Genomic DNA, 24,713 nt, shown 5'->3' on the forward strand with positions numbered 1-24,713 from the left:
TGCCCGGCCGGGGTTATGGGAGGTGCGAAGGATTATGGCTATATGCGAAACCATAAACGCAGAGGTATTGCAGTGTACAGAATCATTTTCGAGGCGTCCTATGTGGGCGCAGGTCGATTTGGATGCGGCGGCGTATAATATGCGGCATATTCGGCGTCTTGTCGGCGCGCATACGCTGATTATGGCCGTCGTCAAAGCCGACGCCTACGGATGCGGCGCCGTGGCGATGGCCCGCGTTTTTTTGCAGAACGGAGCGGACCGGCTGGCCGTAGCCTGTCTGGACGAAGCCGTCGAGCTGCGCCGCGCCGGTATTGCGGCTCCTATCCTGGTGTTGGGGCATACGGACGGGCGGCGCGCAGCGGAAGTCGTGGGCAATCATATCGACGTGGCCGTGTTTCATTACGACGACGCAGTGCTTTTTTCGCAGGAAGCCGAACGGACGCAGCAGACCGTGCGATTCCATATTGCCGTAGACAGCGGTATGGGACGTATCGGCTACAAGCTGTCGGAACGAAGCGTCGAAGAGATAAAGCGCATCAGGGCTCTGCCCTGTGTGATGATGGAAGGGATATTTACGCATTTTGCCGTGGCCGACGACGCGGCTGACGACGCCTGCGCATACACGAAGGAACAATTCTTTCAGTTTACACAAATGTACCATTGGCTGTGGGAAGAAGGCGTGTCATTCCGCCTCCGTCATTGCGACAACAGCGCCGGCGTCCTGGCGTATCCGGCGTTTTTCTGCAACATGGTGCGTCCCGGTATTATTCAGTACGGCTATAATCCCTTCGGTGCGGCGCGTCCTCCGGAGTTTGTACCCCATCCCGTCATGTCCCTGCGCTGCTGTATTACCCATGTGAAGCGCCTGGAAGAAGGCGAGACTGTAGGATACGGCCGCAGGTTCAGAGCGCGTCGTCCTACCTTGGTCGCCACCTTGCCGTTAGGCTATGCCGACGGATATACCCGCCTCCTGTCCAATCGGGCCGACGTATTGGTACGGGGCCGGCGCGTCCCGCAAATCGGCAATATATGCATGGATCAGTGCATGATAGACGTTACCGATATTCCTGACGTGCGCGTAGGCGAAGAATGCGTGTTGTTCGGCCGCCAGGGAAGCGAATATATCGGAGCGGATGAACTGGCACGCATCATCGGGACGATACCTCATGAAGTGCTCTGCAATATCGGCCGCCGCGTCCCCCGTGTATATTTCGAAAAGGGCCGTTGCGTCGGCCGGACTGAATATTTGTTTCAAACGTAACGCGTCTGCTTTAGGGACCGCCGCGTTCGTATTGTGCGAAGGGACGGCGGCACCTTCACTTTAAAATGAACGCCGGTAAATAAAAAAATACAATGTTAAAAATTTAACATATGTGATTATTGTGCACATATACAATAAAGTTTATGGTTTTGTCATATTGTTTTATCGTATGGCCTATGACATAATAAACCCAAGATAAAGCAACGGCGCTTTTCCATAAGGACGCCGTTGCTTTTTTAGTATTATAACGCCAAGGGGATGATTTCATGACAGGACAAGAAATACGCGATATGGATTTAAAATATAATCTGCATTCGTGGTCGAAGCAGAAGGGGCTGAACCCCGTAGTCATTACGAAGGCTGAAGGAATTTACTTGTGGGACAGCGACGGCAAGCGATATATGGATATGTCGTCGGGACAGGTGAATTCCAACGTGGGGCACGGAAACAAAGACATTATCGAAGCGATTAAGGAACAAGCCGACAAATATTGCTTCATATCTCCGAGTCTGGCTGTAGAACCGCGGGCTAAATTGGCTAAAATGGTCATCGACCGCATGCCCGACAACATGGGGAAGGTATTTTTTACCAACGGCGGCGCCGACGCCAACGAAAACGCCATTAAGATGGCCCGCATGTATACGGGGCGCTATAAGGTCATGAGCCGGTACCGCAGCTATCACGGCTCGACCTTCGGCGCAGGCAATCTGACGGGTGAACCGCGGCGCTATCCGCTGGAACCGGGGATTCCCGGCTTCATTAAATTTTTCGATCCCTACATATACCGCGAAGCCATTTCCTTTGCCAGCGAAGAAGACGCGACGAAATTTTACATTACCAAGCTGCGGGAACAAATTATTTATGAAAATCCGTCGACGATCGCCGCTATCGTCATGGAAACGATTACGGGCTCCAACGGCGTCATCATTCCGCCGAAGGGCTATCTGGAAGGCGTGCGCAAGCTGTGCGATGAATTCGGCATCATGATGATCTGCGACGAAGTCATGGCCGGCTGGTGCCGGACGGGCAAGATGTTCGCCTTTGAGCATTTCAACGTCAAGCCCGACATCGTGACGTTTGCCAAGGGGATTACCTGCGGCTATATTCAGCTCGGCGGCGTCGCCGTATCGAAGAAAATCGCCGCCTATTTCGACGATCACCTCCTGTCGTGCGGCCTGACGTACAGCGGCCATCCGCTGGCCTGCGCCGCCGGGGTCGCCTGCCTGAATTACTACGATAAGGCGCGGATTTTAGACAACGTAAACGCCGTCGGCAAGGTGCTGGGCGAAGAAGAAGAAAAGCTGAAGGCGAAACATGCCTGTGTCGGCGACGTCCGCTATATCGGGTTATGGTCGGCTATCGAGCTGGTAAAGGATAAGAAAACGAAGGAACCCCTCGTGCCGTACGGAAAGGACGAAGGGGGAACGATGCCGGGCATCGTCAAATCGCTGATGAAAAAGGGCTTTTGTACCTATTCTCACGAAAACATGCTTCTCGTCGCTCCGCCCCTTATTATTACAAAAGAACAGCTTCTGGAAGCGATGAAGATTTTGGACGACGTGCTGAGCGAAGTCGACGCCGCTATCGGGGGATAACGTCCTCCGGCGAGTGGAGAAAGGCATAGGTTGGATACATGCCTGACGCCTATGCCTTTTATTTTTTAATCTGTTATACATGTACATAAAAATATTTATGCAAGTGCCTAATTGATTTTTAAAACATTAAATATTATAATAACTTCATTCTTAAAAGAAAATATTTTCCATAACAACGGCGTTATTATTAAAAAATAATTTCGCCGTTGTTTTGCGTATGGGGGAGGGGGAACAAAATATGATTGAAATTAAAGCGATTATCCGACGGGAACGGCTGAAGGCGCTGAAAGATGCGCTGGCCGAACGAGGATTTTACGGATTGACGCACTGGCCCGTTTCGGGGCGAGGAAAACAGCGCGGCGTTACGGTAAACGGCGTTGTGTATGACGAGCTTCCGAAGGAAATGGTATATATCGTCGTCCACGACGAACATAAGACGGCTGTCGTTACGACGATTATCGCCATATGCCAGACGCAGCCGAAAGGAACCGCCGGCGATGGCAGAATTTTTATTACCAGGCTGGACGAAGGATATACGATTAGCGAGCAGCTGCTTTGATACGCAACGTGTCGAGCGCTCCCGACATGAGGAAGGAGAGATATACAGTGGAAGGCACATTATGGCTGCAGTTCGTGCAGCAGCTCATTAACGGCATATCCTTAGGCAGCATTTACGCGCTGATAGCCCTAGGATATACGATGGTATACGGCATTATGAAATTGATCAACTTCGCTCACGGCGATATCTACATGATCGGTTCGTACGTCGGATTTTTTGCGATTACGGCCATGGGGCTGCCCTTTGTGCCGGCGATCCTGGCGGCGATGGTCATGACGGGGATTTTGGGGATGGTCGTCGAACGGCTGGCGTATAAGCCCCTTCGCCATAGCCCGAAAATCGCCATTTTGACGACGGCCATCGGCGTCAGCTTGTTCTTGGAATACACGACGATGCTCGCCTTGTCGCCGCAGCCGCGGACCTTTCCGCACGTACTGGACAACAGCGTGTACCACATCGGCGGCTTAGTGATTTCGTTTCAGCAAATCGTCATCTTCCTTATATCGGTCGTGCTGATGCTGATTCTGACCTACGTCGTGAACTATACGAAAATGGGCAAGGCGATGCGGGCCGTTTCGTACGATCCCGACGCGGCCCAGCTCATGGGAATCAACGTAGACAAGACGATTTCCTTTACCTTCTGCATCGGGTCGAGCTTAGCCGGCGCGGCAGGCGTCCTCGTCGGGATTTACTATAATTCCATCGAGCCCCTCATGGGTATCATGCCGGGCATGAAGGCCTTCGTAGCGGCCGTCCTCGGCGGCATCGGCATCATTCCCGGCGCGATGACCGGCGGCATTATCCTAGGCGTCGTCGAAGCCATGGTCAGCGGATTTATTTCGTCTACCTTCCGCGACGCCGCGGCCTTTGCCATTTTGATTATTATCTTGCTCATCAAGCCGACGGGACTGTTCGGAAAGAATGAACGAGAAAAAGTGTAGGTGATGAATATGATAAACCGATTGCGAAAACAAGACGCTGTATTCTTACTCGCCGCCGTCGTCGTCTTTGCCGTCCTGCAGTTTTTGATGGCCGAACGAATCGTATCGTCGTTTTGGCGTCTGAATATCTCTTTGATTTGCCTGAACGTCATGCTGGCGTCCAGCTTGAACCTGATTAACGGCGTTACGGGACAGTTCTCCCTGGGGCACGCCGGATTTATGGCCGTCGGCGCTTACGTGTCGGCTGTATGCACCGTATTCCTGCACCTACCCTTCATCGTCAGCCTCATAGGCGGTGCGGCCGCTGCCGGCCTGCTGGGCTTTCTCGTCGGCGTGCCGACGCTGCGGCTGCAGGGCGATTATTTAGCTATCGCCACGCTGGGCATGGGGGAAATTATCCGCATCTGCATTTTGAATATACAGCAAGTAGGCGGCGCGTCGGGGATGTCGGGCATTCCGCGGGATACGACCTTTCCCTGGCTGTTTATCTGCATGGTCGTCACCTTGTTCGTCTTAAAGAATATCATCCACTCTAAGCAGGGGAGAGCCTGCCTGGCCGTACGGGAAAACGCCATTGCAGCCGAAGCCATGGGCATCAACACGACGGAATTCAAGGTATTTGCCTTTACGATTGCGTCGATGTTCGCCGGTTTGGCCGGCGCGCTGTTCTCTCATTACTTCGGCATCGCCCATCCGTCGAGCTTTACCTTTATGCGGTCTTTCGACATCATGACGATGGTCGTATTAGGCGGCCTGGGCAGCTTGTCCGGATCGGTCATCGGCGCCTTTATCCTGACCTTGATTGCCGCCGTAATGCAGAGCTATCCCGAATACCGCATGATCGTATACGCCTTGCTGCTCATCATACTCATGCTGTACCGTCCGAATGGGATTCTCGGCAATAAGGAGCTGGCTGAGCTGATGCTGTCCAAATGGAAGAAGGGGGGACGCGGCGATGGACCCGTTGCTGAAAACAAATAATGTATCCATATCCTTCGGCGGCATCAAGGCCGTCCAGGATTTTAACATCGTATTGAACCGGGGCGAGCTCGTCGGCCTCATCGGGCCGAACGGCGCAGGGAAGACGACGGCCTTCAACTTGCTGACCGGCGTATATCAGCCGACGACGGGGACCATTGAATTCGACGGCGTCGACGTCACGGGGATGAAGCCCTATAAAATTACGCAGCACGGCATTGCCCGCACGTTTCAGAACATCCGCCTGTTTGGAAACTTAACCGTATTGGATAATGTCAAAATTGCCTGCAATTACCTGGTCAACTACAGCCTGGCCGAAGCGATCCTGCGCATCGGCCGGTACGGGAAGGAAGAAGAACGGATTGAACGCGAGTCGATAGAGCTGCTGCGGCTGTTTAAGCTCGACGATAAAAAGGACGAGCTGGCGTCCAATCTGCCTTACGGCTTGCAGCGGCATCTGGAAATTGCCCGAGCCCTGGCGGCCCGGCCGAAGCTACTCCTGCTGGACGAACCGGCGGCGGGCATGAATCCGCAGGAAACGCTCGATCTCATGCACTTGATTGAAGAAATACGGAAGCGCTTCCAGCTGACGATTTTACTGATCGAACACGACATGTCCCTGGTCATGGGGATCTGCGAACGCTTGTACGTCCTGGAATTCGGCAAAATCTTAGCCCAGGGGATACCGCAGGAAATCAAGTCGAATGCCGACGTCATCCGGGCGTATTTAGGCGAGGAGGTGTGATCATGAGCCTGTTGGAATTAAAGGATATCAACGTCTACTACGGCGCGATTCACGCCCTGAAGGGAATCAGCCTGAACGTCGAAGAAGGACAGGTCGTCAGCCTCATCGGCGCGAACGGCGCCGGCAAGACGACGACGCTGCGGACGATTTCCGGGCTGCTGCGCTCCAAGACCGGATCTATTTCTTTCATGGGAAAGGAGCTGCGGCACGAAAGCGCCGAATCCATCGTGCGGCTGGGGATTTCCCATTGTCCCGAAGGACGGCGGGTCTTTGCCGATATGTCCGTCAAGGAAAACCTGGAAATGGGGGCCTTTACCCGTAAGGATAAGAAGGAAATTTCCCAGACCATGGACATGATTTACGACCATTTTCCCCGCCTGAAGGAACGGATGAACCAGATGGCCGGCACCCTTTCCGGCGGCGAGCAGCAGATGCTGGCGATGGGCCGGGCGCTGATGAGCAAGCCGAAGCTGCTCCTCCTGGACGAGCCGTCTATGGGGCTGGCGCCGATCCTGGTCAAGGAAATATTCAATATGGTGCAGGAAATACACGGCATGGGGACGACGGTGCTGCTGGTCGAACAGAACGCCCGCATGGCCCTGGCCATTTCCGATTACGCCTATGTCCTGGAAACAGGGCACATATCGCTGGAAGGAGAGGCTAAATCTCTGGCTGAAAGCGAAGAAGTGCGGAAGGTTTACTTGGGCGGCTGAGGCCCGTTACGGCGGATATACCATTACAGGTATGTTATATATACAGTTTAGGAGGGATACCTTATGACTATGAGTACATTGAAAAGATGCGTGTTGGTTGCCGTGGCCGTTGCGTCGATGGCCGTCATGCTGACGGGCTGCAGCGGCAGTTCGGGAGAATCAAGTGATACGATTAAAATCGGCGCGAACCTGGAATTGACAGGAAACAGCGCGTCGTACGGCACGTCGGCCAAGAACGGCATCGAAATGGCCGTCAAGGAAATCAACGACGCCGGCGGCCTGCTGGGAAAGAAAATTGAAGTCAGCTACGCCGACAACCGCAGCGAAGCGACGGAAGCGGCCAACGCCATGCAGAAGCTGTTGGATGACCAGGTCGATTTCATCGTCGGCCCGGACACGTCGAGCGGCGCCCTGGCCTGCGTCGCCACGGCAGATCAGGAAAAAATACCGATGATTTCGCCGTTCGGCACGAATCCGGACATTACGGTCGATCCGGCGACGCATAACGTACGGCCTTACGTATTCCGCGCCGCCTTTATCGATACCTTCCAGGGCAAGGCCATGGCTGATTTTGTAGCCGATACGCTGAAGGCGAAGAAAGTGGCTGTATACGTCGACAACTCCAGCGATTACTCGAAGGGGCTGCAGAAATTCTTTGAAGAAGAATTCGGCAAAAAAGGCGGCTCTATCGTAGCGACGGAAGCGTATTTGCAGAAGGATACAGACTTCAAGGCGGCCCTGACGAAGATCAAAGCGGCCAACCCCGACGTCATCTACGTTCCCGGATATTATCAGGAAGTCGGCATGATTATCAAGCAGGCCCGCGAAATGGGCATGACGCAGCCGATTGTCGGCGGCGATGGCTGGGACAGCACGAAGCTGGCGGAAATTGCCGGCGCGGCGAATCTGGTCGACTGCTATTTCAGCAACCACTATTCGTCTGACGATACGTCCGAAGTCGTCCAGAATTTCGTTTCCAATTATCAGAAGGCCTATGGCCAGAAGCCGGACGCTCCGGCAGCTGTAGCGTACGACAGCATGATGATTTTGGCCCAGGCTATCAAGGACGCCAACAGCACCGATAAAGATACGGTGAAGGCGGCGCTGGAAAAGATCAGCGGATTCAACGCTGTCAGCGGCAAGATCAGCTTTAACGAGTTCCATGATCCCGTCAAATCGGCAGTTGTCCTGAGCTTTAAGGACGGCAAGCAGATCTTTGTTACCAAAGTAGAACCGTAAGGGCGATTCGTTACTGATACCTCATCTAATACATATAGATTCCTCTATCGAAGGGAGAAGACGAAGCGGAAGCTTTTTCTTCTCCCTTTCCCCTTTTCCGGAGCATGTGCTATACTTTGGGTAAATCTACTGTGAGGTGCATCGTATGAGCGGGCGTCGCATTATCTTCTTAGACAACTTGAAAACCTTGGTCATCGCCCTGGTCGTCGTGTTTCACGGCGCCATGTCCTATATGGCCTACGCGCCGGAGTGGTGGTACGTGCTGGACGACGAGCGATCCCTGGCGGCAACGGTATTTGTCGTCTGGGCCGACGTATTCATCATGCCGGTCATGTTTTTTATTTCCGGTTATTTCGGCGCGGCGTCCTTAGCCGGAACGGGGAGCTTTTGGAAATCGAAATGGAAGCGCGTCGGCCTGCCGTGGCTGTTCGGCTCGGTCTTTATTGCCCCGTATATCGCCTATCTGTACATGCTCAGCCGGGCTGTGCCCATGACGTTTTACCAGTTTTATGCAGAATGGTTTTGGGGCGTTTTTTATCAGCAGGCCCAGTATTGGTACCTGGGATTTTTAATGGCCTTGTACGGCCTGCTGTACCTGAGCCGGCGTCTGTATCTGGCGTGGCTGCGGCCGATACAGGGCCGGTTTTCCCTGACAGTCTTTTTCGGCTGCGCCGCCCTGTGCGCCCTCTCTATGGGGGCGATGCTGCAGTGTTACGACGACGCCGTGTGGATTCATCCCCTGTACGTCCTGTGCTTTCAGCCGACGCGGGCTCCCTTGTACCTCGTCGTATTCGGGCTGGGAGCCTACGCCTGGCGCAGCCGCTGGTTTTCCCAGGGGCTGTTCGCTTCGCCGGCAGCCTGGGGCGCTGCTTTTGCCGTCCTGTCCGTCGCATATACGGCCTTTCGCTTCGACTATGGCTATGAGTGGCATGGATTAGCCTGTTATTCCGAAATCTTTGCCGTCCTGCACAGCCTGTTCTGCCTGACGGCCGTTATAGCTCTGACGGCCTTGTTCCAGCGGTTTGCCGATTCGTACGGGCCTTGGGGACGGCAGCTGTCGTCCCTGTCATATGGCGTGTATTACATCCATCAGGTCGTCGTCATGCACGTCGTCTGGCTGCTGCGGCCCTGGGACGGCGGCGTCTATACCAAATATGCCGTCATGTGCGTCTTGTCCCTCTGCATCTGCACGCTTTTTAGCCGGTATGTGCTCAGCCGCATACCGTCCTTTTCCTCGTCGAAATCGAGATGACAGAACAGCCCCTCGGAGAGATTCCCAAGGGGCTGTTTTTTAGCGTGTGTGTTGTTTATTTTAAGTGAGCGATGACGGCGTCGCGGTATGCTTCCGTCGTGGCCTTGCCGCCGAGGTCCGGCGTGAGGCATTGGTTTTCCGCCAGCACGGCGTCGACGGCGCTGCGGATATTGGCGGCGACGTCCGTTTCGCCGATGTATTCCAGCATCATGCAGGCCGACCAGAGGAAGGCCGTCGGGTTGGCGATATGCTTGCCGGCAATGTCGGGGGCGCTGCCGTGGACGGCTTCAAACATGGCGAAGTCATCGCCGACGTTCATGGACGGCAGGAGGCCGAGGCCGCCGATGAGGCCGCTGGTCAGGTCCGATACGATGTCGCCGTACAGATTGGGCATGACCATGACGTCGAAGTTTTCCGGATACATGACGAGCTGCATGCACGTGTTGTCGACGATTTTGTCGTCGCTTTCGATCTGCTGGTATTCCTTGGCGATTTCCCTGAAAATATCGAGGAACATGCCATCGCTCATCTTGAGGATATTGGCCTTATGGACGCAGGTGACTTTTTTGCGGCCGTTGGCGACGGCGTAGTCGAAGGCGGCGCGGATGATGCGTTCGCTGGCCTTGCGCGTAATGAGCTTGATGGCCTGGACCGTGTCGTCGTTCATCTTGTATTCGACGCCGATGTACAGGTCTTCCGTGTTTTCGCGGAAGGTGACGATGTCGACGTTAGGGAAGGGCGTCGGCACGGCGGCATTCGACTTGGCCGGACGGATGTTGGCGTACAAATCGTATTTGTTGCGCAGCGTGACGTTAAGGGAGCGGAAGCCCTTGCCGACAGGCGTCGTAATAGGCGATTTCAGCAGAACCCGCGTCTTTTCAAAGGAGGCGAAGGCGGCGTCGGGAATGAGAGCGCCGTTCTTTTCGTATTCGGCGGCGCCGACGTTAAAGATTTCATATTCCAGGGGAGCCTTGGCAGCTTTTAAGATGTCCAGGACGGCGTCGGTGATTTCCGGGCCGATGCCGTCGCCTTTAAATACGGTGATGGTTTTCATGTTATCTGTCCTCCATAGGTATATAATCCATTAAATCGCCGACATACTTCGCTGCCGGACGGACGATGCGGTTGTCGTACAGCTTGTGCTCGATGTTGTGGGCCAGCCAGCCGACCATACGGCTGATGACGAACAGGGGCGTGTACAAATCGCGGGGAATGCCCAGCATGTGATAGGCGAAGCCGCTGTAGTAGTCGACGTTGCTGCACATATTCGCGCCTTTTTCTTCGCTCAAGGTCTTCTTGGCGATGCGTTCGAAGCGCGTGTAGAAATTAAAGATATCTTCCATGCCCTTTTCTTTGGCTAACTGGCCGCAGTAGTGGCGCATGATTTCGGCGCGGGGGTCCGACAGGGTGTATACGGCGTGGCCGAAGCCGTATATCAGCTTATCCTGATGGCGGAACTGGCCGCGGAGGATGCGTTCGATGACGTCCTTGATCTGGGCGTCCGTGGCCTTGATGCCGACGGCGTCCATGATGTTTTCCATCATGAGGGACACGCGGACGTTGGCCCCGCCGTGGCGCGGGCCTTTCAGGGCGCCGATGGAGCTGGCCATGCTGGAATAGATGTCCGTATTCGTCGACGAGACGACGACATTCGTAAAGGTCGAGTTCGTACCGCCGCCGTGGTCGGCGTGGAGGAACAGCAGGAGGTCGAGGAGCTGGGCTTCCTTCGGCGTGAAGGCGCTGTCGAGGCGGAGCATGGACAAGATGTTTTCCGCCGTCGAGTAATCCTTGCGCGGATAGTGGATGACCAGGCTCTGCCGGTTGTAATAGTGCACCTTGGACATGTAGGCGTAGACGGCGATGGACGGCAGCTTGCTCATGATGTTGAGGCCCTTGCGCAGGGTCTGGTATACGTCGGTGTTGTCCGGGTCTTCGTCGTAGTTGTACAAGGTGATGAGGGAGTGCTGCAGCTTGTTCATCAGGTTTTTTCCCGGCAGCCGCAGGAGGTTCATTTCCAAAAAGTCGTCGGGCAGGTCGTAATTTTCCTGGAGGACGTTGCAGAAGGCGTCCAGCTCTTCCCGCGTCGGCAAGTAGCCGAACAGGAGGAGGAAGCAGGCTTCTTCGTACAAATAGCCGTTGTAGCGTTCCTTTTTCGCCAAATCGCGGATATCTAAGCCGCGGTAATAGAGGATGCCGTCGCAGTCTACCTTATTTCCTTCGGCGTCGCGCTTATAGCCTACGACGTCGGCAATGCGGGTCAGGCCGACGAGGACGCCTGTGTGGTCTTCGTTGCGCAGGCCGCGCTTTACGCCGTACTTGGAAAACCATTCGCGGGGAATCTGTGTATAATTTTGTGATTTTCCATAGAATTGGGCCAAAAAGATGTTATTGTCCATGTGATTCCTCTCTTTCCGGAAACGAACTGTGCATAGCTTCGTTACTAATTATTCCAGAATATTTATAAAAATGCTTTGTAGAAATAGACGCAGCCATTTTTGCAAAGTATAAGTTATTATAGCATGATTACAGAAAAAAATAAATACGAATAATCGCGGATACCCAGTGGGTAAGGGTAGTCAGGGCCAGAATAATTATGATATAATATGGTGTATGTGAAGATAAAATTTTATATTATGAAATTTATTTACATAAATTTCGACATGAGAAATGTAATGCAGCATCGCACAGATGAAGAGGGGGATTGGACATGATTCAATTATATGAAGGCGGCGCGTACTTAGTGCACGGCTCGGAGCTCGTGCCGGAACGGGAAGCGGCGCGGGTAGAACAGCTTACGGGCAAGGCTCCCGATAAGGACGAAGCCCGCAAGGGGACGATTGCCTATTCGATTTTGCAGGCTCATAATACGTCCGGCTCGATGAACCATTTAAAGATAAAATTCGACGCCATGGCGTCTCACGATATCACCTTTGTCGGCATTATCCAGACGGCAAAGGCTTCAGGTATGGAAACGTTTCCGCTGCCTTACGTGCTGACGAACTGCCACAATTCGCTGTGCGCCGTCGGCGGCACGATCAATGAAGACGACCACGTATTCGGATTGTCGGCGGCTAAGAAATACGGCGGCATCTTCGTACCGCCTCACATCGCCGTCATCCATCAGTACATGCGGGAAAAGATGGCCGGCTGCGGCAAAATGATCATTGGCTCGGACAGCCATACGCGGTACGGCGCGCTGGGGACGATGGCCGTCGGCGAAGGCGGCGGCGAGCTGGTCAAGCAGCTCCTGCGCGATACGTACGACGTCGCCTATCCGGGCGTCGTAGCCGTATACCTGACGGGCAAGCCCAGCCCGGCCGTCGGCCCCCACGACATCGCTATCGCCATCGTCGGCGCCGTCTTTAAGAATGGATATGTAAAGAACAAAGTCATGGAATTCGTCGGCCCCGGCGTGGCGTCGATGAATACGGATTATCGCAACAGCGTCGACGTCATGACGACGGAAACGACGTGCCTGTCGTCGGTATGGCGCACCGACGACGATACGAAGGCTTACCTGACCCAGCACGGCCGGCCTCAGGATTACAAGGAACTCAATCCGGCCGACGTCGCCTACTATGACGGCGTCATTTACGTCGATTTGAGCAAAATCAAGCCGATGATCGCCATGCCCATGCATCCGAGCAACGCCTTTACCATCGACGAGCTCAACGCCAATCTGGCTGATATCCTTCATGAAACGGAAGAAAGCATCAACGGCCGCATGAGCAATCCCGACCTCCATTACAGCCTGATGGATAAGATTGCCGACGGCAAATTCCACGTCCAGCAGGGCGTCATTGCCGGATGCGCCGGCGGCAACTACGGCAACGTCATGGCCGCCGCTCATATTTTGAAGAACGCTTCCTGCGGCGACGGCGTCTTTACCCTTGACGTCTACCCGTCGTCCCAGCCCGTGTACATGGACTTAGTCCGCAAGGGCGCCGTGGCCGATCTTCTGGCCGCCGGGGCGATATTCAAGACGGCCTTCTGCGGCCCCTGCTTCGGCGCAGGCGATACGCCGGCGAACAACGCCTTCAGCATCCGCCATACGACGCGCAACTTCCCGAACCGCGAAGGCTCGAAGCCGGGCAGCGGCCAGTTCTCCGCCGTAGCCCTCATGGATGCCCGTTCCATCGCGGCGACGGCGGCCAACGGCGGCGTCCTCACGTCGGCCGAAGGCTACATGGACGATTATACAGAACCGCCTTACGACTATGACAACTCGTCCTATGCGTCGCGCGTATACCAGGGCTTCGGCCAGGCCGACGGCGAAGCGGCTCTCGTATACGGGCCGAACATCAAAGACTGGCCGGATATGGAAGCCTTGGCCGACAACATCCTGGTCAAGGTCTGCTCGAAGATCATGGATCCCGTGACGACGACAGACGAACTGATTCCGTCGGGCGAAACGTCGTCGTACCGCTCCAATCCGCTGGGACTGGCTGAATTCACCTTGTCCCGCCGCGACCCGGAATACGTCGGCCGGGCCAAGGCAGTCGACGCGGCAGAACGGGCCCGCATAGCCGGACAATGCCCGGCCTCTGTCGACAAGGAGCTGAAAGACGTCTTTGCCAAGCTGAAAGAGACATTTGCCGACGCCGATATGGCGGCGACGGAAATCGGCAGCATGATTTACTGCGTCAAGCCCGGCGACGGCTCGGCCCGCGAACAGGCGGCCAGCTGCCAGCGCGTCCTCGGCGGCCTGGCCAATATCTGCCGGGAATATGCGACGAAGCGCTACCGCTCCAACGTCATCAACTGGGGCATGCTGCCCTTCCAGATGAAGGACGACCCGTTCTTTGAAGTCGGCGATTACATCTATATCCCCAACGTCAAGGCAGCCCTCGACGGCGACATGAAGGACATCAAGGCCTACGTCGTCGGCAAAGAACTTCAGGAAATTTCCCTGTACATCGCGGATATGACCGACGCGGAAAAAGAAATCGTCAAAGCCGGCAGCCTCATCAATTTCAACCGCAATAGACAAAAGGCGTAATTGGCGGAATATTCGTTGACGAATGACGAATCGCTTGCTATACTAAATGTGTAAAAGGGCATGGTTAATTTCCATTAGCACAGCAAAAAACGAAAATCCCCTAGCGGCAACTAGGGGATTTTCTATTCCATTTCAGAGGCGGCTTAGACCTCAGGATGACTACCGGCTACTTTCCGTCCATCCATTTACAGATATAGTGGCATACTATACCTGCCGCGAGGGAAATCATAAAAGGCATGATTATATCCATTAGCACACCTCCTTCCTTCTACCAGTATGGAGGCGGTAGCGCATGTATTATATCATGCCGTTATGAGATTGAAAAGCGGCGTATTTAGATAGGCTATGCTGTATAAGCATCATAAAGACAGCAGGCAGGGAACGGGATTCTCTGCCTGCTGTTTTTACATTTTACTATGGCGTACGTATTATTTTAAGATGACCTTGGCGACTTGTTCTGCTGCCAGCTTGTAGCCGTTTGGTTCTGCTTCGAGCATGTTGAGGTACATATAGGACAGCTGCGCGCCGACGTAGTTGCGGAAATGGTTGAAGGCTGCTCCTTCCAGGTCGGCCTGGCTCATGCCGTATTCCTGATAGGCGATTTTTTTGAGGAGCAGGACCGTTTTCTGGGCCGCCGGCGACGACAGTACCCAGTCGTGGTCGCCGAGGTGGACGATGTAGCCTTCCTGATGGTGAGGATTGGGAATCGTCTGGCCGTCTTTGCCGACGAGGCCGTAGGCGACGGGGTCTTTGCCGGCGATGATAGCGGCGGCTTTCAGCCAGCCTGCGACGTCGGCTTCTTCTTTCTTCGACGTCGGCGCGCCGTGGGCACAGGCCTGGGCGACGACTTCTTCTGCCGGAAAACCGCGGTAGATGACTTCTGCCAGCGCCAGGGCGTGGTGCGCTCCCTGACCGGCAATGGGATATTCCGTCAGGGACGAGCCGTCGGCGTTCCACTGGAAGACGAAGGGCTTGGAAATGTCGTGCAGAGCCTGAGCGGCGATGGCGATATCCTTGTTGACGGAGTAGTAAAAGACTTCCTCATAGGTTCGGCAGATGTAATCCGTAATGTGCATGTTGCAGCTCGTATGGGTAGCCAGCCCGCCCGGATAGGGATGGTGGCTGCCGTAGCCGCTGCCGGGAGCCGTCTTGAATTTCTGCACGGCGCCGTTAAAGGGCGGCAGTATGTGCTTTTCGTCGATTTTCGACGTGTCGATTAAGTTCTGGGCGGCCAATGCGGCATAGAGGCGGCTGCGGGATGCGGCGGACGAATATTCCTGCATAAAGGTCGGCGTCGGGTCGTTGAGGAGACGGACGACGGCCTGGCGGAGGCTTCCGTTTTCAATCGTATTGGATAATCTCAGGATGTCGTCGAAGGATTTTTGTACCAGCGGCGAAGCGTTGGCGGCTGCGACGGCGTTTTTGGGAATGTCTTTAAATGCGACGGGCTTCAGCGTCCGCTTCGGATTGTCGAGTTCCCGGGCGAAGGAAAAGGACGGCATGGAAAACATGGCCGCTCCCAATGCGGCTCCGCCGGCGAGCTTTAAAAAGCTGCGGCGCGATACGGTATGTTCAGATGACGGCGTTGACATAGTGTGATTCCTCCTTAAAGGCCTTTTCAATTTACCGTTAGTATAGTTTCCTTTTGTATATATTTTGTGAACATACCGTAAAGGTATTGTATGGAATGAAGGGCCGGTGAAATTTTACAAAAAGAACAGGCCGATTTTACGAAAGGGCTATGAAACTTTGCTACAGTAAGGCCAAAGGAGGCGCAGTCTATGTTAGGATTAGGTTTTCCGGAATTGGCGTTGATTTTAGTGATCGGACTGGTCGTATTCGGGCCGGGAAAGCTGCCGTCTGTCGGCGGCGCACTGGGCAAGAGCCTGCGGGAGTTTAAAACGGCCGTTCGCGATGGAGAAGAAACTAAGGAGCCGGCATCTGCCGATACGTTTCATGAGGCCAAGGCGGGCAATAAATAATATTGCCGTATAGGCGCAAATTCTTTATAACAACAATCCCTGTCGGCTGGCAGGGATTGTTTGTCATTTACTTGCTTGCAAGTTTTTGTTTTGCAGCGTTCTGGCCGTAAAGGACATAATACAGTACGGCGCAGCACGCTAGCAGCACGGCCAGCGCCGCGTACATGACGCAAAAACCGGCATAGGGGAGCAGCGCACCTAAAACCAGAGGGCCTGCGCCGACGCTGAGATCCATGAAGACGAAAAACGTCGACGTCGCCAGGCCCATGCGGCCGCGAGGGGCCAAGCCGATAATGATGGCTTGAGAACAGGACATATACGTCCCATATCCCAGCCCCATCAGCGCGGCGGCGCCCAGCAGCATCCAGCCGGACGTCGACAGGCTGATGAAGTACAGGCTCAGGGCAAAGAATATAAATGCCGGGTACATGACGAAATTCGCGCCGCGGCTGTCGAACCATCGTCCTGTAAAAGGCCGGGAGCATACGGTGAACAGGGCATAGACGAGGAAAAAATATTTGCTGCTGGCAAGGAGATCCGCTTCTTTGGCAAAGGACGCCATAAAACCTAATATGGCGGCGAACCCCAAGTTGACGAGGAGGGTGAGAAACGCGACGGGAAGAGCCGTCGGCTCTATGAAGTTTTGCAGGGACAGATAGGAGCGAGGCTGTTCGGAGACAGACGGCTCATGGTCCTCCGCCGGTACATGGAGCAGGGCTGTCGCCGCGAAGGCCAGTATCAGGAGGGCGCTGCCGGCGACGAGGTGCGCCATGATCGTCCCCGTCGTAGATGACGACAGGCCGAAGCCGACGCCCTGGACGAAACGGGCTGCGTAGAGGAGATACAGGCTGTGGATTCCTATGTTCAGGAGAGAGGCTGCTAAAAAGAGGAACAGGCCGATATATAAGGAGCGTTTCAGGCCGATTCGTTCGATACATCCGCCCAGAAACAGGCGGGCAAATAAGGTTCCTAAAATAAAGATGCCGCAGGCCAATCCCGCTTCTGCCAGCGAAGCGTGAAGCGCCGTCGCCGCGTAGTCGGCTATAACGACCATCGTCATATAATACGATTGGTTTACGACGAAGCAAACGATGCAGTTCAGGATAAAATCTTTGGTCCAGATGGCCGAAGTATTCATGACGTGTTATCCTTTTCTATTATTGTACAACTAGTTGTATATAGGAGCGAAAAAAACGACATCATACGTTGTCGTTTATTTTCAGGAGTAAGGAAAGGAGCTGGTCTTTTTCCTCTTCCGACAATCCCTTTAAAAGCTGGCATCCTACGTTTGTGCCGAGATGTTTGAGGTCATGGCACGTCGTCCGGCCTTTTTCCGTGAGATACACTTGCTTGAAGCGGCCGTCTTCTTCCGAGACGACGACGTAGAGCAATTCTTTCCGCTTCATCCGTTCGACGAGATTCCGCGCCGCCTGATGGGTAATGCGCAGGTGCTCTTTTAAATCGATGATGGAACGGCCCGGGCAGTTGTCAAAATAAAGCAGCGCTTCTGATTGATTGGCCGTCAGATCGAAGGGGATCAAATCCTTGTCGCGGCCGTTGCTGATTTTATTGCCGATGCGCAGGATTTGGCGTTCGATGATGAAGTTTTTGTCTTTCATGAGGTATCCTTTCCCGATTATACAATGAGTTGTATAGTTTTATTTTATATACTTTTTTTAGTTTGTCAAATACCGGCGGCAGGGATAGGCGGCGTTATTCGAGGAAGAGCCGCGTCTGAGGCGGTATGCCCTTGGCCGGCGACGCGCCGTAATATTTTTTCCAGGCCCGGTAAAAGGTGGAATACTGCTTAAAGCCGCTGTCGTAGCATACCTCCGTCAGGGGGCGGTCCTGCTGCATGAGGGAGCGGGCCAGGAGGAGGCGTTTGATGGTAATGTATTGGCCCAGGGAATAGCCCGTCTCTTCCTTGAAGAGGTGCATGAGGTAGTCCGGGCTGATGCAGAGCTGTTCGGCCAAAACCGGTACGGACAGCTCGCTCCGCAGGTGCTCGTTGATGTAGGTCAGGAGGCGCTGTATCTTTTCGTTTTGCCGTCCCGTCTTGACGTAGCCGATGTGCCGCTCCTGAATAGATTGGGCCAAATAGATGAGAAACTCCAGAAACAGAGTTTCCTTCAACACGGCATGATGGGCGCAGGCTTCGGCGCAGCAGACCTGGCGGAGGCGGCACGACGCGCCGTAGAGGCTGCCCGCTTCCTGAGGCTGGCGCAAAATAGGCGACGCCGTCTGGAACAGGGCCGACAGGTCGCAGCCGCGCTGCCTGTAGGACTCAATGTACGCCGGCGAAATATAGGCGATGATGCGCTCATACGTATGGGTTCCGCCGACGACGGGGCGGTGCATCTGCCCGGCCGGCACGACGACGATGTCGTAGGGCTGGAGCCGGTACGATTTCCCTTCGATTTCATAGGTTACGTCGCCCTGAAAGAACAGCATGACCTTGTCGAATTCGTGATAATGGACGGGACAGGCCCAGTCTCTTTTGTCCGATACGTAAAACAGCTTCAGGGGCTCCGTCAGGTAGCCCGTTTTTTCATACACATGCGTCGCCTCCGATCGTTACAGCAGGATTTGCAATAAGTATAGCATGATTTTACTATACTTGCTATTTTCAGTTATTGTATAATAGCTATGGTAAGGCGCATGATAGATTTCCTATAAGGAGGATATACAGATGAAATTCGTTAAAATGCATGGATTAGGAAACGATTTCGTATTTTTTGAAGATAAGGAAGGCGCAAACAAGGATTTTTCCGAATTGGCCGTAAAACTGTGCGACCGCCATACAGGCGTCGGCGCCGACGGCATCATCGTCATCGTGCCCAGCGATAAGGCCGACGTGCGGATGCGCATCATCAACGCCGACGGCAGCGAAGCGGAAATGTGCGGCAACGGCATCCGCTGCTTCGCAAAATACGTCTACGACAACGGCATCATTACGAAGGACGAATTTTCCGTCGAAACCCTGGCCGGCATTATGAAGCCGAAGGTCACTGTCGGCGAAGACGGCAAGGTCAGCCTGGTAACGATCAACATGGGCAAGCCCTTTACGGACCGGGCCCAGATCCCCATGGAAGGGCCGGCCGGTCCTGTCGTCGACGAACCGATTGAAATCGACGGCAAGACCTACAAGATTACCAGCCTGCTCATGGGCGTGCCCCACACGATGACCTACGTCCGCGACGTAGACGCCGTTCCGCTCCATGAACTGGGGCCGAAGTTTGAAACGTACAAGGCCTTCCCGCGGAAGACTAACATGAACTTCGTCCAGGTTATCGACAACCATACGATTAAAGTCCATACGTGGGAACGGGGCGCCGGCGCGACCCTGGCCTGCGGCACCGGCTCCTGCGCCTGCGCCGTCGGTTCGTACCTGAACGGCTTTACGGGGCGGAGCGTCGACGTGCAGCTGTACCTCGGCACGCTCCACATCGAATACAGCGAAGAAGACGGCAACGTATACATGACCGGCCCGGCTGCCGTGACCTTTACGGGTGAATGGCTGGGATAAAGGCCTCGCTGAACGAAATACAGGGAAAAACGCAGAAAGATGTGCAGTACAGGAAAAATATTCCTGATATTGCACATCTTTTTTACATAATACAGGCCGAAGCTTTACAATGACGTGGGTATAATAATACCGTACTAGTGAGGAGGAGACCTGATGAAACAGATTTTAATTTCGTCTACCTTGTTATGGAATCTTTCGCTGCGCGACATGTTCCGCCAGGTCTATGAACTCGGCTTGGGCGGCTTGGAAATGTGGGCCCAGCACTTTTACTGCCAGCAGTATGACGAAGGCGAATACCGGCGGCTGTCGCAGAAATATCCCCTGCATACCGTCGTTCACAGCTGCAGCTGGGATTTGAACCTGTCGTCTATGAACCAGGCCGTACGGCAGGCGTCTGTAGAGGAAGTCATCGCGTCGATGGAATTTGCCAAGCGCGTCGGAGCCAGGGAAGTGACGGTTCACCCCGGCCATATGACGATGCCCTGCTGGCGTCGGGAAAGCGCCCTGCTCATGCACGAGTCCCTGCAGAAAATCGCCGACGCGTCGTACCGGCTGAACATGCCCGTCTCGCTGGAAATCATGGAAAAGACGAAGAAGGAATTTGTAACTGATATAGAATCCATGAAGGAAGTTACAGGCGACCTCTTTTCTTTCTTCACCTATACCCTGGACATCGCTCACTGCGAAAGCCCTGACGAAGGGCTGGATATCCTGCGGCGCGTCGACACCGTGTCCAAGCTTCACATCAGCAACCGTATCGGCGGCTTATACCATACGCCCCTGTACGACGGGGATTTTGATTTCACAGAACTACTTCCTGCGCTGCGTTCTTACCATCTTCCCATGGTTTTGGAAGGCTATGACCCGCAGGGCGGTTTGGACGTATTTTACCGCAATGTCGAATTTTTGCAAGAACATCTCATGCAGCTTCAATGCCGCATTTCTTAATATATCTTCTTCCCTTTGTTCAGGCCTTGCCCCGGCAAGGTCTTTTTATGTTTTTCGTCTACTCGTTCAAGATAGAAGAATAATAGTCTTCCGGGCCATATTTGTTGTCGCCGTCGGAAGGGCGGAGGAGCCAGATAAACAAGACGAGGCCGCCGAGGAGGGGAATCAGGCTGATGAGCTGCCACCAGCCCGATTTGCCGATGTCGTGGAGGCGGCGGGCGTTTAAAGCAGCCGACACAAAAAATACGGTCAGGCCGGTGACGAGGTACAGGACGAGAAAGGCGTCGGCCAGGACGGCCCCGTTCAGAGCCGTGCGGGAAACGCCGGCGATGAAGAACAGAAAGATCGCGTAGAGTATGCTGAAGACGGCGTAGTAACTCAGCCACAGTGCAGCGACGCCAAGCCAGAACTCCTTGCGGGACGAGCGGCCGGAAAAGGAAAACTTCCGTTTCCAGAGAATTACAGCGGCGTCTTTTAAAGTCATCTTGTATATGGTCATGAATAGGCCTCCCTTGGTATGCCAGAACGGCGGGCATAATACTGGATTATTTATATCGCTTATTATACTGGATAAGAGAGAATAATACTATAGATATGATAAAATAATATAATTAATGCATAAATTTATTTTATTTAAAAAGACTATATCTTAGGATTGCAGAAGGCAGACGGCGTCAATTTCCTTTTATCGGCGTCATTGTATTGCTGTGTTTTCACCGTAATGCAGAGCTATTACGGCCTGATAACACGCTGTGACCATACAAAGAACGGCTTAGGAACGCCCTTTACGGGCGAGTCAGGTCCGTCGCGTTACGCGTAACGTCTTATATTATCTATCTAGTTCTTAGTTTATATAGACGTGACGTGATGTGTTTTATAAAAAAAAAGTCAAAAAGTCAAAATGAAGTGTTGACAAGGGGGAAAAACAGGTATATAGTATAGCTGTAATCGGAAAGAGGTTACAGACAGACATATAAAAGTCAAAAGAGCAATCAAGTAATTGCATCTCATTAGGTATTTTAGAAAGAAGGGTTTTATGATGAGAAGCTTATTCCCGATTGTAACAAATAACGATTTAGTATTTCCTGATAATTTTGTCAATCATTTCTTCGGCGATTTTATGAAGCCGTTCGACAGTTCCTACAGCGTTCCGAAAGTCGACGTAGAAGACAAAGAAAACGAATACGTCTTGACGACGGACTTGCCGGGCATGGCCAAGGAAGATATCAAACTGACCTACGATAAGGATATCCTGACCATTTCGGCCCGTCATGAAGAAAAGAAAGATGAAAAAGACGAAAAGAAAAACTATATCCGCAAAGAACGGACGAGTCAGTCCTTCTGCCGCCAGTTCCAGGTCAGCGGCGTTCAGAAAGACCATATTCAAGCATCTTTTGCCAACGGCGTGCTGACCGTTACCTTGCCGAAGGAAACGACGAAACAGGTCGAAGCGGCCAAGACGATTGAAATTCAGTAATATATCATGTGTTTTACAACCCCGTGACTCTATCCAACGAGGCTTACGAAAGAAGGTTTTTATTATGAAAAGCTTATTCCCGATTGTAACGAACAGCGACGCAGTATTTCCGACGAACTTTGTCGACCGTTTCTTCGGCGATTTCATGAAACCTTTCGAAGGCTCGTACAACATTCCGAGAGTCGATATTGAAGACAAAGGAAACGAATACGTATTGACGACAGATCTGCCCGGCGTCGCCAAAGAAGACATTTCCCTGACCTATGACGACGACGTGCTCACCTTGTCGGCCCGTCATGAAGAAACAAAGGACGAACAAGACGACCAGAAGAACTATATCTATAAAGAACGGTCAAGCAGCTCCTTCTGCCGCAGCTTCCCTGTCAGCGGCATTCGGAAGGACGGCATCCAGGCCTCCTTTGCCGACGGCGTATTGACCGTCACCTTGCCGAAGGAAACGCCGCAGCCGGCCGAATCGGTTCATACGATCGACATTCAGTAATCCATTTCCCATTCCTATAGAAGCATAACTCATATCCCCCTTTTGACATCCGTCAGATTTTCTCCGCTGAAAGTCTGGCGGATTTTTTGTGCATGAAATTCGGCAGTTTTTTTCTAACATAACGAGAAGCCCCGCTGGTCTCGACAGTGGAGAGCAGCGGGGCGTTTGTCGGCCTATTTATATTTCTTTTGGGCCATATTGATTGTCTTGGTCTGATGGGCGGACGAACCAGAAGAAGAGAATGAATCCGCCGATGACGGGGATGAGGGACAGCAGCTGCCACCAGCCGGATTTTCCGATGTCGTGAAGCCGGCGGGCATTGAGCGTAAGCGCGGCTACGAAAAAAGCGATGCTCAAGAAGCACGCGACGATGACGAACGTACCGGACATGGCGGCGGATATCGTTTCGGCTGTCGCCGTAGAAGATAGAGCGGCCGCAACCGCTGAAACGGCTGCCAGCAGAAAGAATGCAGCGTATGCGACGATATATAAGACGGCGATAGACAGCCAGTATTCGCTGCGCGACGAGCGGCCGGCAAAAGAAAATTTTTGTTCCCATAGACGTTTCGCCGCGTCCCGCAGCGTCATATCCGATGTGTTCATAGGCATTGCCTCCTTTTCAAAACGATATAGAGTATTTATATACAGTATACAAGAGGATGATAGAAAAAGACAAGAGAGTGCCGGCGTTTTATCCGGCCGCGAAGCGAAGCATTTTGAAATTCGGACGAAACGCGCGCAATCGTGTGGTATAATATAAAAATACAAACGTTATTTTTATAGCAAAGGTATGGAATCACATGAAATTTACGCAGGATATTCAAATCGGGTATTTCGTGAAGCGGCCGAACCGTTTTATCGCCTATGTAGAAATCAACGGAACCGTAGAGGTCTGCCATATGCCCAATCCCGGACGCATGTGGGAGCTGCTGTTTCCCGGCGCCGCCGTATACGTGCGCCATGTCGGCAAGACGGAGCGCAAGACGGCGTACGACGTCGTCGGAATCGAACGGGACGGCGTGCCCATCTTGCTGGATACGCAGTACAACAACGACATCGCGGCAAAACTCATCCAGGAGCATCGCATTCCCGGCTGGGAAGAGTGGAGCCTGCTGCGGCGGGAAGTGACCGTAGGCGACAGCCGTTTCGATCTGCTCCTTCACAAGGGGAAGGAGCTGTTTTATTTAGAGGTCAAGTCGTGCACCTTGTTTGGAAAATCGGGAGCTATGTTTCCCGATGCCGTGACGGAACGGGGCCGGAAGCATATTGCAGAATTGGCGGCCATGCACGACGACGGCTATCATACGGGCGTGCTGTTCCTCGTCCATTGGGACCGGGCCCGCTGGTTCCTGCCCGATTACCATACGGATACGGACTTTGCCGCCACGTTTATGGAATGCGCGCCGAAGCTGGACTGGAAGGCCTTTTCCCTGCGGTGGACGGCGGAGTTTTCCCAGCCGGAGCCGGTCCGGCTCTTGTCGTATCCCGAAGAGGTGCTGCGGCGGGAAAATCACGACTGCGGCGATTATATGCTCGTCATGTACTTGCCTGAGGGCCGGGACATCGAGGTCGGCGCAAAGGGATCCATTTCCTTTCTTCAGGGGTATTACGTGTACGTCGGCTCGGCCAAAAAGAATCTGGCGTCCCGTCTGGCCCGCCATACGAGAAAGCGCAAGAAAATGCATTGGCATATCGACTACCTGCGCCGATACGCCGGCGTGACGGCCGTCCTGCCCGTCCGAACAGCCGACGACCTGGAGCACAAGCTGGCCGCGGCCGTCGGGGCGATTTCCCATTGGCAGATACAGGACTTCGGCTGCACCGACTGCAGTTGTCCGTCTCATTTGTTCGGCTTTCACGACAATCCCATCCACCGCCGCGATTTCATGCAGCTCGTCGAGGACTTCCGCATGAACCGCCTGGAGTCCCTAATAGGGCGGTAAAGGCCGTTTTTAAATTCTTTGTGACAATTCTGTTGCGAATATATCCCCTCAAA

24 protein-coding genes are annotated in these 24,713 nt (G+C 53.6%); 16 read left to right on the plus strand and 8 right to left on the minus strand.

The features are described 5' to 3' along the window. The first annotated feature begins 100 nt into the window (after positions 1-100). The 9 genes from alr (at position 101) to B5F80_RS05315 (ending at position 9,283) form a co-directional block, all read left to right on the plus strand. Positions 101-1,261, plus strand: coding sequence for an alanine racemase (alr, locus tag B5F80_RS05275; RefSeq protein ID WP_239386310.1), 1,161 nt, complete (start codon positions 101-103; stop codon positions 1,259-1,261). Positions 1,262-1,527: 266 nt separating this feature from the next. Next, positions 1,528-2,856: an aminotransferase class III-fold pyridoxal phosphate-dependent enzyme gene (locus tag B5F80_RS05280; protein WP_087477780.1), complete on the plus strand. Its 1,329-nt coding sequence runs from the start codon at positions 1,528-1,530 to the stop codon at positions 2,854-2,856. A 238-nt stretch (positions 2,857-3,094) separates the two neighbouring features. After that, positions 3,095-3,415 carry a P-II family nitrogen regulator gene (locus B5F80_RS05285; RefSeq protein ID WP_087477781.1) on the plus strand — a complete coding sequence of 107 codons (321 nt, stop codon included), beginning with the start codon at positions 3,095-3,097 and terminating at the stop codon, positions 3,413-3,415. A gap of 47 nt (positions 3,416-3,462) precedes the next feature. Then, positions 3,463-4,356, plus strand: coding sequence for a branched-chain amino acid ABC transporter permease (locus B5F80_RS05290; protein ID WP_087477782.1), 894 nt, complete (start codon positions 3,463-3,465; stop codon positions 4,354-4,356). A gap of 9 nt (positions 4,357-4,365) precedes the next feature. After that, positions 4,366-5,337 (plus strand): branched-chain amino acid ABC transporter permease, encoded by a 972-nt coding sequence (locus tag B5F80_RS05295; protein WP_233127860.1) that lies wholly within the window; start codon positions 4,366-4,368, stop codon positions 5,335-5,337. Continuing rightward, positions 5,312-6,079, plus strand: a complete 768-nt coding sequence (locus B5F80_RS05300; protein ID WP_087477783.1) for an ABC transporter ATP-binding protein — start codon at positions 5,312-5,314, stop codon at positions 6,077-6,079. The genes B5F80_RS05295 and B5F80_RS05300 overlap by 26 nt, the downstream gene beginning before the upstream one ends. Before the next feature lie 2 nt (positions 6,080-6,081). Beyond that, entirely contained in the window at positions 6,082-6,792 is a 711-nt protein-coding gene (locus tag B5F80_RS05305) for an ABC transporter ATP-binding protein (RefSeq protein ID WP_087477784.1), read from the plus strand. 63 nt (positions 6,793-6,855) lie between these two features. Next, positions 6,856-8,031: an ABC transporter substrate-binding protein gene (locus tag B5F80_RS05310; RefSeq protein WP_087477785.1), complete on the plus strand. Its 1,176-nt coding sequence runs from the start codon at positions 6,856-6,858 to the stop codon at positions 8,029-8,031. 145 nt (positions 8,032-8,176) lie between these two features. Next, on the plus strand, positions 8,177-9,283 hold the full coding sequence (locus B5F80_RS05315) for an acyltransferase family protein (RefSeq protein ID WP_087477786.1): 1,107 nt from the start codon (positions 8,177-8,179) through the stop codon (positions 9,281-9,283). Positions 9,284-9,338: 55 nt separating this feature from the next. Here the strand turns inward: B5F80_RS05315 and B5F80_RS05320 are convergent, their stop codons facing one another. Both B5F80_RS05320 and B5F80_RS05325 read right to left on the minus strand, forming a co-directional pair. After that, entirely contained in the window at positions 9,339-10,337 is a 999-nt protein-coding gene (locus B5F80_RS05320) for an isocitrate/isopropylmalate family dehydrogenase (RefSeq protein ID WP_087477787.1), read from the minus strand. 1 nt (position 10,338) lies between these two features. Beyond that, on the minus strand, positions 10,339-11,679 hold the full coding sequence (locus tag B5F80_RS05325) for a citrate synthase (RefSeq protein WP_087477788.1): 1,341 nt from the start codon (positions 11,677-11,679) through the stop codon (positions 10,339-10,341). Between the two features lie 311 nt (positions 11,680-11,990). Here B5F80_RS05325 and B5F80_RS05330 point away from each other — a divergent pair, with 311 nt between their 5' ends. Then, positions 11,991-14,282, plus strand: coding sequence for a hydratase (locus tag B5F80_RS05330; protein WP_087477789.1), 2,292 nt, complete (start codon positions 11,991-11,993; stop codon positions 14,280-14,282). A gap of 428 nt (positions 14,283-14,710) precedes the next feature. On the opposite strand, the gene B5F80_RS05335 is transcribed toward B5F80_RS05330, so the two are convergent. Next, entirely contained in the window at positions 14,711-15,874 is a 1,164-nt protein-coding gene (locus B5F80_RS05335) for a twin-arginine translocation signal domain-containing protein (protein WP_087477790.1), read from the minus strand. Positions 15,875-16,063: 189 nt separating this feature from the next. On the opposite strand from B5F80_RS05335, the gene B5F80_RS05340 reads away from it, so the two are divergent. Then, on the plus strand, positions 16,064-16,264 hold the full coding sequence (locus tag B5F80_RS05340; RefSeq protein ID WP_087477791.1) for a twin-arginine translocase TatA/TatE family subunit: 201 nt from the start codon (positions 16,064-16,066) through the stop codon (positions 16,262-16,264). Positions 16,265-16,331: 67 nt separating this feature from the next. On the opposite strand, the gene B5F80_RS05345 is transcribed toward B5F80_RS05340, so the two are convergent. From B5F80_RS05345 to B5F80_RS05355, 3 genes are all read right to left on the minus strand, one after another. Then, positions 16,332-17,402 (minus strand): MFS transporter, encoded by a 1,071-nt coding sequence (locus B5F80_RS05345; RefSeq protein WP_087477792.1) that lies wholly within the window; start codon positions 17,400-17,402, stop codon positions 16,332-16,334. A 61-nt stretch (positions 17,403-17,463) separates the two neighbouring features. Next, complete coding sequence (locus B5F80_RS05350; protein ID WP_087477793.1) at positions 17,464-17,883, minus strand: MarR family winged helix-turn-helix transcriptional regulator; 420 nt, start codon at positions 17,881-17,883, stop codon at positions 17,464-17,466. Between the two features lie 94 nt (positions 17,884-17,977). Further along, complete coding sequence (locus tag B5F80_RS05355) at positions 17,978-18,820, minus strand: AraC family transcriptional regulator (RefSeq protein ID WP_087477794.1); 843 nt, start codon at positions 18,818-18,820, stop codon at positions 17,978-17,980. A gap of 133 nt (positions 18,821-18,953) precedes the next feature. On the opposite strand from B5F80_RS05355, the gene dapF reads away from it, so the two are divergent. After that, entirely contained in the window at positions 18,954-19,790 is an 837-nt protein-coding gene (gene dapF, locus B5F80_RS05360) for a diaminopimelate epimerase (protein WP_087477795.1), read from the plus strand. A 153-nt stretch (positions 19,791-19,943) separates the two neighbouring features. Further along, the gene (locus tag B5F80_RS05365) at positions 19,944-20,738 is read left to right on the plus strand and encodes a sugar phosphate isomerase/epimerase (RefSeq protein ID WP_087477796.1); all 795 of its coding nucleotides are present in this window, start codon (positions 19,944-19,946) and stop codon (positions 20,736-20,738) included. A 58-nt stretch (positions 20,739-20,796) separates the two neighbouring features. Here B5F80_RS05365 and B5F80_RS05370 read toward each other — a convergent pair whose 3' ends face one another. Beyond that, the gene (locus tag B5F80_RS05370; protein ID WP_087477797.1) at positions 20,797-21,237 is read right to left on the minus strand and encodes a DUF805 domain-containing protein; all 441 of its coding nucleotides are present in this window, start codon (positions 21,235-21,237) and stop codon (positions 20,797-20,799) included. A gap of 537 nt (positions 21,238-21,774) precedes the next feature. On the opposite strand from B5F80_RS05370, the gene B5F80_RS05375 reads away from it, so the two are divergent. Continuing rightward, positions 21,775-22,215 carry an Hsp20/alpha crystallin family protein gene (locus tag B5F80_RS05375; protein ID WP_087477798.1) on the plus strand — a complete coding sequence of 147 codons (441 nt, stop codon included), beginning with the start codon at positions 21,775-21,777 and terminating at the stop codon, positions 22,213-22,215. 64 nt (positions 22,216-22,279) lie between these two features. Continuing rightward, positions 22,280-22,717 carry an Hsp20 family protein gene (locus B5F80_RS05380; RefSeq protein ID WP_087477799.1) on the plus strand — a complete coding sequence of 146 codons (438 nt, stop codon included), beginning with the start codon at positions 22,280-22,282 and terminating at the stop codon, positions 22,715-22,717. Positions 22,718-22,894: 177 nt separating this feature from the next. Here the strand turns inward: B5F80_RS05380 and B5F80_RS05385 are convergent, their stop codons facing one another. Then, entirely contained in the window at positions 22,895-23,320 is a 426-nt protein-coding gene (locus tag B5F80_RS05385; protein ID WP_157949723.1) for a DUF805 domain-containing protein, read from the minus strand. 197 nt (positions 23,321-23,517) lie between these two features. On the opposite strand from B5F80_RS05385, the gene sfsA reads away from it, so the two are divergent. Then, positions 23,518-24,660, plus strand: a complete 1,143-nt coding sequence (gene sfsA, locus B5F80_RS05390) for a DNA/RNA nuclease SfsA (RefSeq protein WP_087477800.1) — start codon at positions 23,518-23,520, stop codon at positions 24,658-24,660. Positions 24,661-24,713 lie beyond the last annotated feature (53 nt).

The sequence above is a fragment of the Megasphaera sp. An286 genome (assembly GCF_002163455.1).
In the GTDB taxonomy this organism is placed as follows: domain Bacteria; phylum Bacillota; class Negativicutes; order Veillonellales; family Megasphaeraceae; genus Megasphaera; species Megasphaera stantonii.